14 protein-coding genes, 2 tRNA genes and 1 pseudogene are annotated in these 17,731 nt (G+C 69.8%); 10 read left to right on the forward strand and 7 right to left on the reverse strand.

The window, feature by feature from the left end; translation table 11 throughout:
• Nucleotides 1-111 precede the first annotated feature (111 nt).
• Together ACGFWI_RS33290 and ACGFWI_RS33295 are read right to left on the reverse strand one after the other, a co-directional pair.
• Complete coding sequence (locus ACGFWI_RS33290; protein ID WP_393909783.1) at nucleotides 112-1,554, reverse strand: amino acid permease; 1,443 nt, start codon at nucleotides 1,552-1,554, stop codon at nucleotides 112-114.
• Nucleotides 1,555-1,848: 294 nt separating this feature from the next.
• Nucleotides 1,849-3,261 (reverse strand): amino acid permease, encoded by a 1,413-nt coding sequence (locus ACGFWI_RS33295; protein WP_393909784.1) that lies wholly within the window; start codon nucleotides 3,259-3,261, stop codon nucleotides 1,849-1,851.
• A 325-nt stretch (nucleotides 3,262-3,586) separates the two neighbouring features.
• Between ACGFWI_RS33295 and ACGFWI_RS33300 the strand changes: the two genes are divergently transcribed.
• Nucleotides 3,587-4,219 carry a biotin transporter BioY gene (locus tag ACGFWI_RS33300; RefSeq protein WP_393909785.1) on the forward strand — a complete coding sequence of 211 codons (633 nt, stop codon included), beginning with the start codon at nucleotides 3,587-3,589 and terminating at the stop codon, nucleotides 4,217-4,219.
• Nucleotides 4,220-4,336: 117 nt separating this feature from the next.
• Here ACGFWI_RS33300 and ACGFWI_RS33305 read toward each other — a convergent pair whose 3' ends face one another.
• Complete coding sequence (locus ACGFWI_RS33305; RefSeq protein WP_393909786.1) at nucleotides 4,337-5,854, reverse strand: amino acid permease; 1,518 nt, start codon at nucleotides 5,852-5,854, stop codon at nucleotides 4,337-4,339.
• A 211-nt stretch (nucleotides 5,855-6,065) separates the two neighbouring features.
• On the opposite strand from ACGFWI_RS33305, the gene ACGFWI_RS33310 reads away from it, so the two are divergent.
• Together ACGFWI_RS33310 and ACGFWI_RS33315 are read left to right on the forward strand one after the other, a co-directional pair.
• Nucleotides 6,066-6,551 (forward strand): ribose-5-phosphate isomerase, encoded by a 486-nt coding sequence (locus ACGFWI_RS33310; RefSeq protein WP_393909787.1) that lies wholly within the window; start codon nucleotides 6,066-6,068, stop codon nucleotides 6,549-6,551.
• Nucleotides 6,552-6,622: 71 nt separating this feature from the next.
• Nucleotides 6,623-7,444 (forward strand): Fpg/Nei family DNA glycosylase, encoded by an 822-nt coding sequence (locus ACGFWI_RS33315; protein WP_393909788.1) that lies wholly within the window; start codon nucleotides 6,623-6,625, stop codon nucleotides 7,442-7,444.
• Between the two features lie 25 nt (nucleotides 7,445-7,469).
• Here the strand turns inward: ACGFWI_RS33315 and ACGFWI_RS33320 are convergent.
• Nucleotides 7,470-8,698, reverse strand: a pseudogene (locus tag ACGFWI_RS33320) (GNAT family N-acetyltransferase).
• A gap of 166 nt (nucleotides 8,699-8,864) precedes the next feature.
• Here ACGFWI_RS33320 and ACGFWI_RS33325 point away from each other — a divergent pair.
• A complete protein-coding gene (locus ACGFWI_RS33325) occupies nucleotides 8,865-9,971 on the forward strand; it encodes a PP2C family protein-serine/threonine phosphatase (protein WP_393909789.1) in 1,107 nt (368 codons plus the stop codon).
• Between the two features lie 100 nt (nucleotides 9,972-10,071).
• Here ACGFWI_RS33325 and ACGFWI_RS33330 read toward each other — a convergent pair whose 3' ends face one another.
• Nucleotides 10,072-11,235, reverse strand: coding sequence for an acyltransferase family protein (locus ACGFWI_RS33330; protein WP_393909790.1), 1,164 nt, complete (start codon nucleotides 11,233-11,235; stop codon nucleotides 10,072-10,074).
• Between the two features lie 592 nt (nucleotides 11,236-11,827).
• Here ACGFWI_RS33330 and ACGFWI_RS33335 point away from each other — a divergent pair.
• Nucleotides 11,828-12,022 (forward strand): hypothetical protein, encoded by a 195-nt coding sequence (locus tag ACGFWI_RS33335; RefSeq protein WP_393909791.1) that lies wholly within the window; start codon nucleotides 11,828-11,830, stop codon nucleotides 12,020-12,022.
• 54 nt (nucleotides 12,023-12,076) lie between these two features.
• On the opposite strand, the gene ACGFWI_RS33340 is transcribed toward ACGFWI_RS33335, so the two are convergent.
• Entirely contained in the window at nucleotides 12,077-12,463 is a 387-nt protein-coding gene (locus ACGFWI_RS33340) for an arsenate reductase family protein (protein WP_393909792.1), read from the reverse strand.
• Nucleotides 12,464-12,596: 133 nt separating this feature from the next.
• Nucleotides 12,597-12,667: transfer RNA gene (locus tag ACGFWI_RS33345), tRNA-Gly, on the reverse strand.
• Between the two features lie 180 nt (nucleotides 12,668-12,847).
• Here ACGFWI_RS33345 and ACGFWI_RS33350 point away from each other — a divergent pair.
• From ACGFWI_RS33350 to clpX, 5 genes are all read left to right on the forward strand, one after another.
• Nucleotides 12,848-12,924: transfer RNA gene (locus tag ACGFWI_RS33350), tRNA-Pro, on the forward strand.
• 234 nt (nucleotides 12,925-13,158) lie between these two features.
• Nucleotides 13,159-14,550, forward strand: a complete 1,392-nt coding sequence (tig, locus tag ACGFWI_RS33355; protein ID WP_393909793.1) for a trigger factor — start codon at nucleotides 13,159-13,161, stop codon at nucleotides 14,548-14,550.
• A gap of 295 nt (nucleotides 14,551-14,845) precedes the next feature.
• Nucleotides 14,846-15,448 carry an ATP-dependent Clp protease proteolytic subunit gene (locus ACGFWI_RS33360; protein WP_030082101.1) on the forward strand — a complete coding sequence of 201 codons (603 nt, stop codon included), beginning with the start codon at nucleotides 14,846-14,848 and terminating at the stop codon, nucleotides 15,446-15,448.
• 53 nt (nucleotides 15,449-15,501) lie between these two features.
• Nucleotides 15,502-16,191, forward strand: coding sequence for an ATP-dependent Clp protease proteolytic subunit (locus ACGFWI_RS33365; protein ID WP_393909794.1), 690 nt, complete (start codon nucleotides 15,502-15,504; stop codon nucleotides 16,189-16,191).
• A gap of 169 nt (nucleotides 16,192-16,360) precedes the next feature.
• The gene (gene clpX, locus ACGFWI_RS33370; protein WP_393909795.1) at nucleotides 16,361-17,644 is read left to right on the forward strand and encodes an ATP-dependent Clp protease ATP-binding subunit ClpX; all 1,284 of its coding nucleotides are present in this window, start codon (nucleotides 16,361-16,363) and stop codon (nucleotides 17,642-17,644) included.
• Nucleotides 17,645-17,731 lie beyond the last annotated feature (87 nt).

The following is a 17,731-nucleotide window of genomic DNA, read 5'->3' on the forward strand; positions in this document are numbered from 1 at the left end:
GTGCGTTATTCCCCGGGGGGGGGGGGGGCGGCGCGCGGCCCACCGCCCGCGGGGGGGGGGGGGCCCGGGGGGGGGCCCCCCCCCCCCCCGCCTGCGGGGAGTGGGGGAGCGCTACTTCTTGGCCAGGTCCGCGCCCTTGCCCAGCGACTGCTGCCGGACGAGTCCGATCACGGCCAGCACCGCCCCGAAGCCGCCGGTGAACAGCAGCTGGATCCGCTGGTTCTCATCGCGCAGCATCAGCAGCAGCACGGCGACGATGCCCGCCAGCGCCACCCAGGTCAGGACCGGGAAGGCCCACATCTTCACCACGAGCTTCTCGGGCGCCTCGCGCTCCAGCTGCCGCCGCATCCGCAGCTGGGCGGTGGCGATGAAGCCCCACACCACCAGGACGGCCGCGCCGACCATGTTCAGCAGCCACTGGAAGACCGTGGTGGGCCACCAGAAGCTCAGGAGGACCGCGAGGAAGCCGAAGGCGGAGCACATCAGGACGGCGCGGCGCGGGACGCCGCCGCTGACCTTGCCGAGGAAGGCCGGGCCCTGGCCGCGGGAGATGAGCGAGTAGGCCATCCGCGAGGAGCCGTAGAGGTTGGCGTTCACCGCGGAGAGCAGCGCGACCAGGATGACGACGTTCATGATCTGGCCGGCCGCCGGGATCTTGAGGTAGTCCAGGACCGCCACGTACGGGCCGCTCTTGGCTATCGAGGGGGCGCTCCACGGGATGACCGTGACGATGATCGCCATCGAGCCGACGTAGAAGAGGGCGATGCGCCACATCGCGGTGCGCACCGCGCTGGCGACACCGCGTACCGGGTCCTTGGACTCGGCGGCCGCGATGGTCACCGTCTCCAGACCGCCGTAGGCGAACACCGAGGCCAGCAGACCGACCATCAGGCCGTCGACCCCCTTGGGGAGGAAGCCGCCGTCACCGGTGAGGTGCGAGGTGCCCGGGGCGTGGGTGCCGGGGAGCACACCGAAGATGGCCAGCAGGCCCAGGACCAGGAAGATGCCGATCGCCGCGACCTTCAGGGCGGCGAACCAGAACTCGAACTCACCGAAGTTGGAGACCGCGGTCAGGTTCGTTCCCGTGAAGATCACCATGAACAGCAGGACCCACATCCAGGGCTGGGTGCCCGGGAACCACTGCAGCATCACATCCGCGGCGCCCAGCGCCTCGGCGGCCACCGCCACACACAGCAGCGCGGTGAACATCCAGCCCGCCGTGAACCCGGCCCAGGAGCCGATGGAGCGCTCGGCGTGCACGGAGAAGGAGCCGGAGGCCGGATTCGCCGCGGCCATCTCGCCGAGCATCCGCATGATCAGCATGACCAGCGCGCCGGAGACCGCGTAGGCCAGCACGATCGACGGTCCGGCCGCCGCGATGCCGGCGCGGGAGCCCACGAACAGGCCCGCGCCGATCACCCCGCCCAGGGCGATCATCGAGAGATGGCGCTGCTTGAGGCCGTTGGACAGCGTGGAGCCGCTGCCGGGGCCGGGGCCCTGAACCGCGTCGCCGTGCTCGCGCGCGGGTGCGGCGGACGAGGGTGTCCGATTCATGTCGTACCTGTCCCAGTAGGTGAGAGCGGAGCAAGGCGTTACTGCGTTCTCCCCGGGCCGCGACCGGTGCGACGGTGCTGCCGGGCCCCCGGACCCCGCCGGAGCGGCGGATCGCGCAGGGGCCTGCCGACGGCTGAACTCCGGGGTCCTCGGCAAAGCGGGCTCAGTTTGAGCGCCGGTGTCCGCTCAGGGCAACAGTCGTGCAGCGAATGTTCGGTATTCAGACGTTTTCGCGACTGTGTGTGTTCGATGCGTCGTCAGTTATGACGCGGTGTGACCCCCGCCGCACGAGCCTCAGCGGCGCGCGCGGCGCTCCCGGAGCGCGCGCAGGCCCGCGACGAGCAGCACCAGGCCGGTCGCCCCGGCCGACCACAGAAGCTGCGGCCGGGCCGCGTCATCGGTCAGCATCAGCACCAGCACGGCGCCCATAGCCACCAGCGCCGCCCAGGTCAGATAGGGGAACGCCCACATCCGCAGGGTCAGTTTCCCGGGTGCCTCGCGGGCGATCCGCGGACGCAGCCGCAGTTGGGAGACGGCGATCAGGCCCCACACGAAGAGCAGCACCGCGCCGACCGCATTGAGCATGTAGAGGAAGACCGAATCCGGCCATTCGAGATTCAGCAGTACGGAGACGAACCCGAAGGCCACCGATGCGAGCACGGCCCGGCGCGGCACCCCGCCCTCCGACACCTTCAGCAGCGCCCGCGGTGCCTCGCCCCGCTCGGCCAGCGAGAAGACCATCCGCGAGGAGCCGTAGAGATTGGCGTTCAGCGCGGAGAGCAGCGCCACGAACACCACGATGTTCATGATCTGGCCGGCGCCCGGCACCCCGATGCTGTCCAGCACCGCGACGTACGGGCTCTTGCCGGGCTGCATCGACGACCAGGGCAGCAGCGTCACGATGACCAGCATCGAGCCGACGTAGAAGAAGAGGATGCGCCACACCGCGCTGCGCACCGCCCGGCCCACCGCACGCGCCGGATCGTCCGACTCGGCCGCGGCGATGGTGACGACCTCCAGGCCGCCGAAGGCGAACACCACCGCCAGGACCCCGGAGATCACCCCGGACCAGCCGTGCGGCAGAAAACCGCCCTGCCCGGTGAGGTTCGCCGTCCCGACGGGGTCGGTGTCCGGCAGCACCCCGAAGACCGCCAGCAGGCTCAGCACGAGGAACAGCACGATCGCGGTGACCTTCAGCGTCGCGAACCAGAACTCGAACTCGCCGAAGTTCTTCACCGCGGCCAGGTTGGCGGCGGTGAAGACGATCATGAAGATCAGCACCCAGCCCCACTGCGGCACCGCCGGCACCCAGCCGTTGGCGATCTGCGCCGCGCCGGTGGCCTCCACGGCGAGCACCACGACCAGCAGGAACCAGTACAGCCAGCCGACGCTGAACCCGGCCCAGCGCCCCAGTGCCCGCTCCGCATGCACCGAGAACGCGCCGGAGGCCGGCATCGCCGCCGACATCTCGCCGAGCATCCGCATGACCAGCATGGCCAGCGCGCCCGCGATCAGATACGACAGCACGATCCCCGGCCCGGCCACCGCGATCCCCGCACCGGAGCCCACGAACAGGCCCGCGCCGATCACTCCGCCCAGGCCCAGCATCGTCAGATGCCGCTGCTTGAGGCCCGCGGACAGGGGCTCGCTCCTGTCGGCGCCCCTCCCCGGGGAGGACTCGACGGCTGGGGTCGGTGCGTCGTGCATGGGCTCGTACTCTCGCAAGGGCCGGGGCGGCGGGGCCGCCGGCAGGTTGGGGGAACTCCACAGGTCACCGCGGGGCGGCCCCAGTGTCGCCGCACGTCGCGCGCTACCACAAAACCGGCGTCCGGAAGCGGTCCGGGCCGTGATGAGCATCACGTGACCTGCAAAGACGTCTCGCGCCTCGCCACGGCCGGGCATTCTGGCGGTTGTTCGGAACTCTCCAAGCGGGCCGGTGCGGCTTTGTCGCCGCCACACGATGATCGCCGGCGGTCCGCTGGACTAACGTCATCGCGTCCCGTCCTGTCCCTCTCACACCCGCGGAGCCCCGATGAGCACTGCCGCTCTTTCCCGTCCCGATGGGGGCACCCCCTCCAGCCAGGCCGAGAGCCTGGGGGAGGTCCTCGCCGATCTGCTGCCGGCCGCCACCGCCTCCCGCGCCCGCGTCCGTGACGCCGCGCTGGTGCTCGGCGGCGCCGCGCTCACCGGCGTCGCGGCCCAGATCGCCGTCCCGGTCCCCGGCTCCCCGGTCCCGGTCACGGGCCAGACCTTCGCCGCCCTGCTGGTCGGCGCCTCGCTCGGCGCCGGCCGCGGTCTGCTGTCGCTGGCGCTGTACGCCCTGGCGGGAATCGCGGGCCTGCCGTGGTTCGCCGGCGGTGCCTCGGGCGCCGGCGGCGCCACCTTCGGCTACATCGTGGGAATGCTGCTCGCCGCCACCGCCGTGGGCGCGCTGGCCCGCCGCGGCGGCGACCGCGGTGTGCTGCGCACCGCCGCCACCATGGCAGCGGGCACGGCGCTGATCTACGCCGTCGGCGTCCCCTACCTGGCGCTGAGCACCGGCATGTCCTTCGGCCAGGCCGTCGCCGTCGGACTCGTCCCGTTCCTGATCGGCGACGCCCTCAAGGCCGCGCTGGCCATGGGCGCGCTGCCGACGGCCTGGAAGCTGGCCGGGCGCCGCGGCTGAGCAGGCGCCGTACCCCGTAGACAACGGGCCGGGCCCCGCGCGCACCGAAACGGTGCATGCGGGGCCCGGCCCGTTCGTACGCCCTGCCAGGGCCTGTCCGGCCCTGGCCCGCCGGACCTAGACCCGGTCCCCGGCCCGCGCCCCGACGCCCGGGGTGCTTGCCGCGTCCGCTGCCGCGGTGTCCCGCGGCCGCCGCCGGTCCAGGATCAGCCCGACCGCCAGCACCACTACGGCCGCGACCACCGACAGCACCATCTGCTTGCGCCCGTCCGGGTCGTAGAACATGTAGCCGATGACGAAGAGGATCAGCGCGATCGTCGCGTAGGTCAGCCACGGGTACAGCCACATCCGCACCGTCAGCCGCTCCGGCGTCTCCCGTTCGATGATCCGGCGCATCCGCAGCTGCGAGAAGCAGATGACCAGCCACACGAACAGCGCCACCGCGCCCGACGAATTCAGCAGGAACTGGAAGATGGTGTCCTTCGAGGTGTAGCTGAAGATCGTCGCAACGAAGCCGAAGGCGACCGACGCCCAGATCGCGACCGCCGGCACCCCGCCCTTGTTGACGGTGGCGAACGCCTTCGGCGCATCGCCGCGCTGGCCGAGCGAGAACGCCATCCGGGAGGCGGTGTAGAGCCCGGAGTTCAGACAGGACAGCACCGCGGTCAGCACCACGACATCCATCACGGTGCCCGCGTACGGGATGTCCAGCGACTGCAGGACGGCCACGTACGGGCTCTTCTTCACCGCCGCGGAGTTCCACGGCAGCAGCGTCACGATCACCGCGATCGAGCCGATGTAGAAGAGCGCGATCCGCCAGATCACGCTGTTGACGGCCTTGCGGACGGCCTGCACCGGGTTCGGCGACTCGCTCGCCGCCAGCGTGACGATCTCGCTGCCCATGAAGGAGAAGACCACCAGCAGCATGCCGGAGAGGATCGCGCCGGGACCGTGCGGCAGGAATCCGCCGTGCCCGGTCAGGTTCTCCGTGCCGACCGGGGCGCCGCCCGGCGGCAGCCCGAATACCGCCAGCGCGCCGACCACGATGAAGATGACGATCGCGACGACCTTGATCCCGGCGAACCAGAACTCGAACTCGCCGAACGAGCCGACCGAGACCAGGTTCGTGCCGGTCAGCACGATCATCACCAGCAGCGCCCAGGCCCACTGCGGGACGGCCGGCACCCAGCCGGTGAGGATCGCGGCGGCCGCGGTCGCCTCGACGGCCAGCACGACCGACCAGAAGAACCAGTACAGCCAGCCGATCGTGAACCCGGCCCAGCGGCCCAGCGCCCGGTCCGCGTAGGCGGAGAACGAGCCGGAAGTGGGCGAGGCCGCAGCCATCTCACCCAGCATCCGCATCACCAGCACGACCAGCAGACCGGTCAGTGCGTAGGAGAGCAGGATGCCGGGACCGGCGGCCGAGATACCGGCGCCGGAGCCGACGAACAGACCGGCGCCGATGACGCCGCCGATGGCGATCATCGACAGATGGCGGTTCTTCAGCCCTGCCTGCAGCCCGTCCTGCGACTGCCCCCCGGTGGGTCCGCCGCCGGGGCCACCGGCGCCGGGGACCGCTGTGGTGGTGGGGGTACCCCCTGCTCCTGAGGAGCTCGGGGGAAGGTGCGCGCCCATGTGCACCGTCCTTTGTGATTCGCGGATGGATCCCCCGCATTAGATCTTCGTTATCCGTTGATTGGAAGGTCTGAAGCCGGATTGTTGTGTGAAACCCTGGACGGTTGCGCAATGCGCTTGCGTACGGAAGGCGGGGGGTGGCTTTCTGTGCACGCAGCCCTGGGAAGACCCAGCGGCGCCTACCCGGCACCGGCCGTGTCACACTCATCGCATGCGCGTGTACCTCGGCTCCGACCATGCAGGTTTCGAACTCAAGAACCACCTCGTCGAGTGGCTCACGGCCCATGGCCACGAGCCCGTCGACTGCGGTCCCCACATCTACGACGCCCAGGACGACTACCCGCCGTTCTGCCTGCGCGCCGCGGAGAAGACCGCCGCCGACCCGGAAAGCCTCGGCATCGTGATCGGCGGCTCCGGCAACGGCGAGCAGATCGCCGCCAACAAGGTCAAGGGCGTACGGGCCGCGCTGGCCTGGAGCGAGGAGACCGCCAAGCTCGGCCGCGAGCACAACGACGCCAACGTCATCTCCGTGGGCGGCCGGATGCACACCGAGGCGGAGGCGACCAAGTTCGTCGAGATCTTCCTCAACACCCCGTACTCGGGTGAGGAACGGCACACCCGCCGCATCGACATGCTCTCGGCCTACGAGACCACCGGCGAACTGCCGCCCGTCCCCGCCCACCACCCGCAGGGCTGACCACCGCTCACGCCGCCGCCCGTCCACCCCCGGCCGCCGGGGCGGGCGGGCGCGCCCACTGGAGGACACCCGTGCCCGAGGGGCATACGATCCACCGCCTCGCCCTGGACCACCGCTCCCGCTTCGAGGGCGGACGGGTACGGGCGAGCAGCCCCCAGGGCAAGTTCGCCGGCGGCGCGGCCCTCGTCGACGGCCAGGTCATGACCTGCGCCGAGGCGCACGGCAAACACCTCTTCCTCGGCTTCGGACGGGACCGCTGGATCCATGTCCACCTCGGCCTGTTCGGCAAGCTCGGCTTCGGCACGGCCCCCGCCCCGCCGCCCACCGACACCGTGCGCCTCCGGCTCGCGAACCCGTCCGCCTACGCGGACCTCCGCGGCCCCACCACCTGCGCGCTGATCACCGAGGGCGAGAAGCAGGCGATACACGACCGGCTCGGCCCCGACCCGCTGCGCCCCGAGGACGACGGCACCCGCGCCTGGCAGCGGATCTCCCGCAGCCGTACGACGATCGCGGCGCTGCTGCTCGACCAGAAGGTCATCGCCGGCGTCGGCAACGTCTACCGCGCCGAGGTCCTCTTCCGCCATCACATCGACCCCTACCGCCCCGGCCGCGACCTCACCCGCCGCGAGTGGGACGCGATCTGGGCCGACCTGGTGTTCCTGATGGCCGAGGGCGTCCGGCACAACCGGATCGACACCGTCCGCCCGGAACATCTGCCGGAGGCCATGGGCCGCCCGCCGCGGGTCGACGACCACGGCGGCGAGGTGTACGTCTACCGCCGCGCCCTCCAGGGCTGCCACATCTGCGGCGGCGAGATCCGCACCGCCGGTCTCGCCGCCCGCAACCTCTTCTGGTGCCCGGGCTGCCAGCCGTCCGCCGGCGGCGGCTGACCGCCGGCCCGGGCCGGCGCCGGCCTCAGAACCCGAACGGCAGCCAGGGCGCCACATCCGACCCGAACGCCACCGACGCCGCCGTCAGCGCACCGGGCCGCAGCTCGTGGACCCGGCCGGCCGCCGCCAGCGACGACAGCGTGAAGCCGCCCAGATACGCCGACCCCAGCTCCCGTACGGACAGGGCCAGCTCGCCGGGTCCGTGGTCCGCTCGCACGAAGCGCCCGCCGCGTCACCGGACAGCCGCCAACGCCCCTCGTTCCACGGGCAGAAGGGGTCCGCGACCTCCAGCACCACCTCCACCGGCGTCCGGTAGGTCCGTGCCGCCAGCGCCGCGCCCACCTCCACCGGCCGCACGAACAGCGACTCGTTCAGCCGGATACCGCACCGCCGCATGTCCGGGACGAGATGCAGCAGCGCATCGTCCACCGGCCGGGTGGACACCGACACCGACGACGTCAGATCGATGCCGAACAGAAAGCGCCACAGCGCCGCGTACCCCACCGGGTCCAGCGCCTCGACATGCCGCACCAGCACCGTGCCCGACGGCCCGGCGTGGTCGTGGCCCGGTTTGACCGCGAAGCGCGCATACCCCCGCACTTCGCCGTCCACCTCGGCCAGCACACACTGCAGTACCCCGGCCCCGTGCCGCTTGTCCGGGGCGTCCTGTACGGGGATCCGCTCCCAGCCGGGCCGCCGGGCAAGCATCCCGGGCCGGGCGTGCACCAGCCGGGCATAGACCCGCTCGCAGTCGGCCACCGCGGCCACCGGGTCCACCAGCCGCAGCCGTACGCCGTCCACCCCGGGCAGCTCGGGGGCGGGCAGCCGCACGGTGTCCACGGTCAGTTGCATGTTCTGAGCCGCGGGGCCGTAGCCGAACCGGCCGTAGATCGCGGGCTCCGAGGCGGTCAGCACCGCCAGCGGCTCACCGCGCTCCCGGACGTCCGCCATCTGGTGCCGCATCATCGAACGCAGCAGCCCGCGGCGGCGGTGCGTCGGCTGCACACTGACCATCGTGACGCCCGCCACCGGCACTTCGGCCCTGCCCGGCACGGTGAGTTCGAAGGAGCACGCTCCCGCCGTGGCGACGCAGTCGCCGTCGTCCCAGACGCCGAACGACCGCCCGATCTCGGTGAGGTCACGCCGGAGGGCGCGCTCCTCGGGAGACAGCGGAAGCCCGCCGAACGCCAGGTCCAACGCGTCGGACCAACTGTCCCATTCGACGTCCCGCAGCATGCGCAATTCCGTCGCCATACCCCATGCCTAGCAGGACACCCTCCGGCCGCGCGACCGCATTTCGAACGGTGTTTCCCGGCAATCCGACGGTGCGACGTGCGGCGAATCGACGCGCCGCCGAACGGGTGGATAAGGTCCCAGAGAAATGACAAGTGGCCAGGGAACGGAACCCCTGACAGCCCGGATGCACAAAGGTCTGCACCGGGCCCGCATCGGCGTGCGCAAGGCCGGGGTCGACTACTTCCGGGGTGAGGGCTCCGACCGGTTCGCGCTGGCCGTCCTCCTCCTCGCCATACCCGCCATCGCCGCGGGCACTCTCCGGTGGCCCGAATGGATCGCCCCGACGGCGCTGGTCCTCCCGGTCATCTCCGGCGGACTGCTGCTGCGGCCGGCCAACCTGCTGGTCCTGTACGGCGCGTCCGCGGCCGCGCTGGTCGTCGAAGCCGCGCTGTTCGGCCCGTACGACGAAGGACCGGACCGGATCACTCCGGGCACGGTCCTGGTCGTCGCCGCGGTCGGGCTCTTCGGGCTGCTCATCGCGCAGTTCCGCAGCCGGGTCGGGGTGCCCTGGCGGCGCGGCGGCACGATGCTCTTCGACCTGCGCGAACGGATCCGCGTCCAGAGCAAACTCCCCAAGTTGCCCGAGGGCTGGCACCACGAGATGGCGCTGCGCCCGGCCGGCGGACAGTCCTTCTCCGGCGACTTCGTGGTGGCCTCCCGCACCCACGGCGGCGACATCCTCGAAGTGGTGCTGACCGATGTCTCCGGCAAGGGCATGGACGCGGCCTCCCGCGCGCTGCTGCTGTCCGGCGCCTTCGGCGGCCTGCTCGGCTCGCTGCCGCCGCACGGCTTCCTGCCCGCCGCCAACGGCTATCTGCTGCGCCAGGACTGGGACGAGGGGTTCGCGACCTCCATCCATCTCGTCCTCGACCTGGAGTCCGGCGACTACGAACTCCTCTCCGCGGGACATCTGCCGGCCCTCCAGCTCAGCGCCGGCAGCGGCCGCTGGGAGGAGAAGTCGGGGGAGGGGCCGCTGCTCGGCGTCTACGACGGCGCCCAGTTCGACCCGGTCAAGGGGACGCTGCGGCCGGGCGATGTCCTGATGCTGTTCACCGACGGCCTGGTCGAGGCCGCCGACCGCGATATCGCCGAGGGCATCGACCGGCTGACCGGCGAGGCCGACCGCTATGTCGCTAGTGGCTTCGCCGGGGCCGCCTGGCATCTGATCGAGGCCGTCGCCAAGGACGTCAACGACGACCGCGCGCTGCTGCTGATCTGCCGGGACGCGTAACGGGGACGGGGATTGGGTTGCCGGCGCCTGGGGCGGACGCGGTCCGGGCACTCTCCCCGCCCGCCTGGCCGGGCTCCGCCGGACCGGGAGGGACGCGCGCTCAGGCGCTGACGCGAGCCCGTGCCGTATCGGCCGGGTCCTTACGGAACGCCCATGCCATCGTCGGCTCCATCGCGAAGCGGAACGCCCTGCGGACCGGCGGGGTGCACAGGGCCGTCACGATGCCCCCCGCGATCAGGGTGACCGCGACCTCACCGAGCGGCGAGTGCAGCCAGGCGTAGTCGTCGAACCAGCCCCAGAACCGCGAGCCCTTGGCCAGGAAGCCGTGCAGCAGATAGCCGTACAGCGTCCCGGCGCCCAGCACCGTGAACCACGTCCGCCGCGTCGGCACCCAGGAGAAGAAGCAGGCCACCATCACGATCGAGCAGCCGAAGAGCGCCAGCGTCATCACCGCGCCGATCCACCAGGTGGTGCCCAATTCCTGGGCGCTGTCCCGGTGGTAGAACCACGCCGAGCTCATCCGGGGCGCCGCCCAGTAGGCCATCAACAGCGCACAGGCGAAGATGGGCAGCGACGCGATCCGCACGATCCGCCGCTGTACCAGCTTGAAGTGCTCCGGCCGCAGCGCCAGCCCCAGGACGAAGAACGGGAGGAACTGCAGCACCCGCTGGAGGTCCAGATCATCGCCGATGTCCGGGGACACGGACGCGAGGACGGCAATGGCCACCGCGAGCGGAATCGGCCAGCGCACGACCTTCCACAGCGGGGTGGTCAGCCGCCAGATGAACAGGGCCACCAGGAACCACGTCAGGAACCACGGGTCGAGCAGACTGATGGGGTGGCCGGGATCGTCGTCCGCCCAGCGCTTGAAGAACGCATACGCGGTCTCGAAGAGGACATAGGGCACCGCGACCCCGGTGACCAGCCGCTGCAGCCGGTCCCTGCGCATGTCGAAGCTGCGCGAGAAGTAGCCGGAAATGATGATGAAGGCCGGCATGTGGAAGGTGTAGACGGTCATGTAGAGCGCCTCGGCGGCGCGGCTGCTGTCCGTCAGCGGTTCCCATGAGTGCCCCATCGCCACCAGCACGATGGCCAGGTACTTCGCGTTGTCGAAGAACGCGTGACGGCTACCGGTCTTCGGTGAGGGCGCCGCCGCACCCTCCGCCGCGCCGGACGGCCGGTCCGTGGGCTCCGGCCGATCGGTTCCCTCCGCCGCCCGGGCAGGGGGAAGTTCGCGTCGGGGTGTCGGGGCAGCGGGAAACATTGGAGGCACGATAGCGGCGGTCGGCGAATGCGTAAAACCGCATCGGAAGCATTCCCCTTTTCCCCGGGTTCCGCCGTGGACGGGACGCGGATAAAATCCGCTAACACCGCGGAGACCCCCTCCCACGGCTGTCCGTTTCGTACCCTATCGTCATCTCAAATCGTCCTCTATCCCCCGCAAACGACTCTGGGGGAATGTCCGATTCCTTAGTCTTATGTCCGAATGCTAATAAGCCTTCGTGGTGCGCTGTAAGGCAGTGACGGATACCACGGACGGGAAATTATCCGGCCCGGAAAATGATCAGAATGCCCCCGGGTGAATGACCGGAGCGAATTGCCCGCACCGCGTCGGGCGGGAAATTCCCGCCCCGGCCCGGCCGCTCGTGGCCCGCCGCACGGACGTCACCTCGCCGCCCCCGCGTCACCCTGTCGCTGCCCCACGGCCCACCACCGGCTGGAATCGGGCAAAGCGTTGGCCGATGATTCGTCACCGGCCTGCAGTGGGCATGGAGTTGGTGGCACGATGGGTGCAGGGGGGTGTGCGCGGCATGCCCCCGGGCCGGCGAGGCGTTCCGACCGAGGGTGTGATCAGTGTGGCTCTTTCGCTGTCAGTGGTGCTGCTGTTGGGGATCATTCTGATCGTGCTGATCAGAGGGAAGTCGATCAAGGCGGGTCCGGCGTTCGTCGCCATACTGTTCGGCTTCTTCCTGGCCTCCACGGGGATGGCGCCGTCCATCAACCGGTTCCTCAACTCCCTGGCGGAGACCATCAACCACATCAGCTTCTAGGCGCTCCGCCTCGGCGGGTGCCCGCCGGACCCCGTGCCGGACGCCGCACGCGGTTCAGCCGTCAGAGGTCTCTTCGCCCCCGGTCCGCGCCACTGCCTCGCGCACGGCTTCCTCGCTCCGTCCCACCAGCGCCGACCCGTCGTCCGCGGTGATGATCGGCCGCTGGATCAGCCGGGGGTGTGCCGCCAGCGCCGCGATCCACCGCTCCCGCGCGGCGTCGGTGCGCTCCCACTCCGCGAGGCCCAGCTCCTTCGCCTCGGCCTCCTGGGTCCGGGTGATGTCCCAGGGCTCCAGTCCCAGCCGCGCCAGCACCCCGCGCAGGTCATCGGCGTCCGGCGGCTCCTCCAGATATCGGCGCACGGTGTACGAGGCGCCCTCTTCGTCGAGGATCTCCACGGCCGAACGGCACTTGGAGCACGCGGGATTGAGCCAGATCTCCATGCCGGCCACCCTATTCACTCGCGTCCGCCGGGCGAAGAGGGGTGCAGACACCCCGCAGCCCGCTCCGGAAGCCCGACAGCCCGTTCCGGAAAGCGGAAAACCCCAGGCCATCCGGCCTGGGGCTTCCTCTACGAGCGGGCGACGGGAATCGAACCCGCGTAGCCAGTTTGGAAGACTGGGGCTCTACCATTGAGCTACGCCCGCGAGCGCCGCAGGTCGCAGGACCTCGGCACGCAGTGCATCCTAGCGGGTCGCGGCGGTGCGCCGCACATCCCTTCACGCCGACGGTGTGTGCCGCCCGCCCTCACCCGCACACGCCCCGGCGGGCTCCCGATAACTGGCAGCCGTACCGTCCGCGGCCATGTACCCTACGTGTCGCACCGACGGGGTGTGGCGCAGCTTGGTAGCGCGTCCGCTTTGGGAGCGGAAGGTCGTCGGTTCGAATCCGGCCACCCCGACCAGCAGCAGGTCAGCCCGACAGCACGGAGTCGGGCGGAACCTTCGGCCCACCATGGCAGTGCCGCAAGATCGGCGGCCGTCCAAGATCGCGTTGTGGGCGTCATCCTCCTTGCGGTTACTATGCAAGCTGCGTGCCCGTGTGTCTGTGTACCGGGCGTGATCGGCCGGACCCGGATCATCGGGCGTCGGCAGATCTCAAGCAGGACCCCAGAAGTCAGCCCCAAGGAGACCGAACCGTGAAGAGCGCCGTGGAGACCCTGAACCCGACTCGGGTTCGGCTCACTGTCGAGGTGCCCTTCGAGGAGCTCAAGCCCAGCCTCGACGCGGCGTACAAGAAGATCAACCAGCAGGTCACGGTGAAGGGCTTCCGCCAGGGCAAGATCCCGGCCCGGGTCATCGACCAGCGGTTCGGCCGCGGCGCCGTGCTGGAGGAGGCCGTCAACGACGCGCTCCCGAAGTTCTACACCGAAGCGGTCAACGAGGGTGAGCTGAACGTCCTCGGCCAGCCCGAGGTCGACATCACCGAGCTGAAGGACGGCGAGCTGCTGGCCTTCACCGCCGAGGTCGACATCCGCCCCGCCCTCGAGATCCCGGACTACTCCGGCATCGAGGTCGAGGTCGACGCCGTGGAGGTGTCGGACGAGGACGTCGACAAGTCCGTCGAGCAGCTGCGTGAGCGCTTCGCGACGACCAGCCCGGTCGAGCGTGCGGCCCAGGACGGCGACGTCCTGACGCTGAACCTCGAGGCCAAGGTGGACGGCGAGGTCCTGGAGGACGGCGTCGCCCAGGGCGTCACCTACACCGTCGGTTCCGGCGAGCTCCTCGACGGCATCGACGAGGCCGTCACCGGCCTGGAGGCCGGCGCCGACGCCACCTTCACCTCCGAGCTCAAGGGCGGTTCCGCCGAGGGCAAGGAGGCCGAGGTCAAGGTCGAGGTCACCGAGGTCAAGTCCCGCGAACTGCCCGAGCTGGACGACGACTTCGCGCAGCTTGCCAGTGAGTTCGACACCTTCGAGGAGCTCCAGGCGGACAGCCGCAAGCGCCTCGAGCAGATGAAGAAGTACGACCAGGCCACCCAGGCGCAGGAGAAGGTCCTGGACGAGCTGCTCAAGCTCGTCGAGGTGCCGATGCCGGAGAAGCTGCTCGCGGACGAGATGGAGACCCGCAAGCACAACCTGGTCAACCACCAGCTCGGCCAGATGGGCCTCGACCTCGCGAAGTACCTGGAGATCCAGGGCAAGAGCGAGGAAGAGTTCGACGCCGAGACCAAGGAGCAGGCCGAGAAGGGCATCAAGACCCAGTTCATCCTGGACGAGCTGGTCAACAAGGAGAAGCTGAACGTCAGCCAGGAGGAGCTCACCGAGCACCTCATGCGCCGCGCGCAGTCCTCCGGCATGTCCCCCGACCAGTTCGCCCAGGCCGTCGTCGAGGGCGGCCAGGTGCCGATGCTCGTCGGTGAGGTCGCCCGCGGCAAGGCCCTCGCGGTCGTCGTCGAGTCCGCCACGGTCAAGGACAGCAACGGCGAGGTCATCGAGCTCGACGACGAGGACGAGACCGCCGAGACCGTCGAGGTCACTGAGGCCGCCGAGGTCGAGGCGGAGGGCGCGGAGGAGAAGCCCGAGGCCTGAGCCCCGGACATCTCGCGCCTGCGCGCAGTTCTCTGCATCACGGGCCCGAACACGCACGTCCGCGTGTTCGGGCCCGTGGTCGTACCACCCCGTGAGCCTGCGCTCACAGCGAACAGTTATCGATGCGGGATGGCGTTGTCCGACCTGCGCGTTAGGGTCCGTAGATACGAGGGCAGGGGAGTCCCTGAAACCGCGCCGGGGCCACACACGGCGCCGCCTCCCCACGCCCCAGCAGACGACGCTGAGACGGCCTGGAGCCGTCCGACAACGAGCAGGTGGACACGTGACGATCCCGATGCCTTCCGCCGCCGCTGAGCCGACCTTCGGTGGCCTCGGCGACCAGGTCTACAACCGGCTGCTCGGCGAGCGGATCATCTTCCTCGGCCAGCCGGTCGACGACGACATCGCCAACAAGATCACCGCGCAGCTGCTTCTTCTCGCCGCGGACCCGGACAAGGACATCTTCCTCTACATCAACTCCCCGGGCGGATCGATCTCGGCCGGCTTGGCGATCTACGACACCATGCAGTACATCAAGAACGACGTGGTGACGATCGCGATGGGCCTGGCCGCCTCCATGGGGCAGTTCCTGCTGAGCGCCGGCACCCCGGGCAAGCGCTTCGCGCTGCCGAATGCCGAGATCCTCATCCACCAGCCCTCCGCGGGCCTGGCCGGCTCCGCGTCGGACATCAAGATCCACGCCGAGCGGCTGCTGCACACCAAGAAGCGGATGGCGGAGCTGACGGCCTTCCACACCGGTCAGACCGTCGAGCGGATCACCCAGGACTCGGACCGCGACCGCTGGTTCTCCGCCGATGAGGCCAAGACGTACGGCCTGATCGACGATGTGATGACTTCCGCCGCCGGCGTTCCGGGCGGGGGCGGCACCGGGGCCTGAGCCCCGTACCACTCGCCCTACAGCCCCCAGCCCACTTGATCGCCACCAGGACGGTGAACACCACGATGAACAACTACCCCGGCAGCGGCCTCTCCCAGGTTGCGGAGTCCGAGTTTTCCGGCCCGCGCGCCGAGTCCCGCTACATCGTCCCGCGCTTCGTCGAGCGCACCTCGCAGGGCGTGCGCGAGTACGACCCGTACGCGAAGCTGTTCGAGGAGCGCGTGATCTTCCTCGGCGTGCAGATCGACGACGCCTCGGCCAACGACGTCATGGCGCAGCTGCTGTGCCTGGAGTCGATGGACCCGGACCGGGACATCTCGATCTACATCAACAGCCCGGGCGGTTCCTTCACGGCGCTCACGGCCATCTACGACACGATGCAGTTCGTGAAGCCGGACATCCAGACGGTCTGCATGGGCCAGGCGGCCTCCGCCGCGGCGGTGCTGCTCGCCGCCGGCACCCCCGGCAAGCGGATGGCGCTGCCGAACGCCCGTGTGCTGATCCACCAGCCCTACAGTGAGACCGGCCGGGGCCAGGTTTCCGACCTGGAGATCGCCGCCAACGAGATCCTGCGGATGCGCTCGCAGCTGGAGGACCTGCTGGCCAAGCACTCCTCCACGCCGATCGAGAAGATCCGTGACGATATCGAGCGTGACAAGATCCTGACCGCCGAGGAGTCCTTGGCGTACGGTCTGGTCGACCAGATCGTCTCGACGCGGAAGTCGTCCGTCGCGATCGGCTAGCGATCTTCGCGAAGTGAGCCGGAGCGTTGCCCCCTTGGACCGGACCCGGATCGAGTGAACCGAGTCGGTCCAAGGGGGGCCCGTACGGGGGGCCCGGCAAGGTACCGTCGATAGGCAAGCACCCGGGTCCGCGGAGCAATGCGGATCCCAGGCGAAGGGGAAGCACCTCGTGGCACGCATCGGTGACGGCGGCGACCTGCTCAAGTGCTCATTCTGCGGAAAGAGTCAGAAGCAGGTGAAGAAGCTCATCGCGGGACCTGGTGTGTACATCTGCGACGAGTGCATCGACCTCTGCAACGAAATCATTGAGGAGGAACTCGCCGAGACCTCCGAGGTGCGGTGGGAGGAGCTCCCGAAACCGCGGGAGATCTACGAGTTCCTGAACGGCTATGTCGTCGGCCAGGATCCCGCCAAGAAGGCGCTCTCGGTCGCCGTCTACAACCACTACAAGCGGGTGCAGGCGGGCGAGAACGGCCCCGGACGCGGCGAAGAGGGCATCGAGCTCGCCAAGTCCAACATCCTGCTGCTCGGCCCGACCGGCTCCGGCAAGACCCTGCTCGCGCAGACTCTCGCCCGGATGCTGAACGTCCCCTTCGCCTTCGCCGACGCCACGGCGCTGACGGAGGCCGGCTATGTCGGCGAGGACGTCGAGAACATCCTCCTCAAGCTGATCCAGGCCGCGGACTTCGACATCAAGAAGGCCGAGACCGGCATCATCTACATCGACGAGATCGACAAGGTCGCCCGGAAGAGCGAAAACCCGTCGATCACCCGCGATGTCTCCGGCGAGGGCGTCCAGCAGGCGCTGCTGAAGATCCTGGAAGGCACCACCGCTTCCGTCCCGCCCCAGGGCGGCCGCAAGCACCCCCACCAGGAATTCATCCAGATCGACACCACCAACGTCCTCTTCATCGTCGGCGGTGCCTTCGCCGGCCTGGAGAAGATCATCGAGTCCCGGTCCGGCGCCAAGGGCATCGGCTTCGGCGCCACGATCCGCTCCAAGCGGGAGATCGAGTCCAAGGACCAGCTGCAGGACGTCATGCCGGAGGACATGGTGAAGTTCGGGATGATCCCGGAGTTCATCGGCCGCCTCCCCGTCCTCACCTCGGTCCACAACCTCGACCGCGAGGCCCTGCTGCAGATCCTGGTCGAGCCGCGCAACGCGCTCGTCAAGCAGTACAAGCGCCTCTTCGAACTCGACGGTGTCGAGCTGGACTTCGACCGCCCGGCCCTTGAGGCCATCGCCGACCAGGCCATCCTGCGCGGCACCGGCGCCCGCGGTCTGCGCGCCATCATGGAGGAAGTCCTCCAGGCGGTGATGTACGAGATCCCGTCCCGCAAGGACGTGGCCCGCGTCGTCATCACCGAGGACGTCGTGCACTCGAATGTGAACCCGACCCTGGTACCGCGCAATCGCGGCGAGTCGGGGGAGCCGCAGGAGAAGAGCGCGTAGGCGCTCCGAAGTCGTACCAGAGCCGCCCGGCAGCCAGGTGCTGCCGGGCGGCTCCGTTTTGGCCGAGGTTCTGCCGGGTGCGCCGAT

The organism is Streptomyces sp. NPDC048434 (assembly GCF_043200375.1).
In the GTDB taxonomy this organism is placed as follows: Bacteria; Actinomycetota; Actinomycetes; order Streptomycetales; family Streptomycetaceae; genus Streptomyces.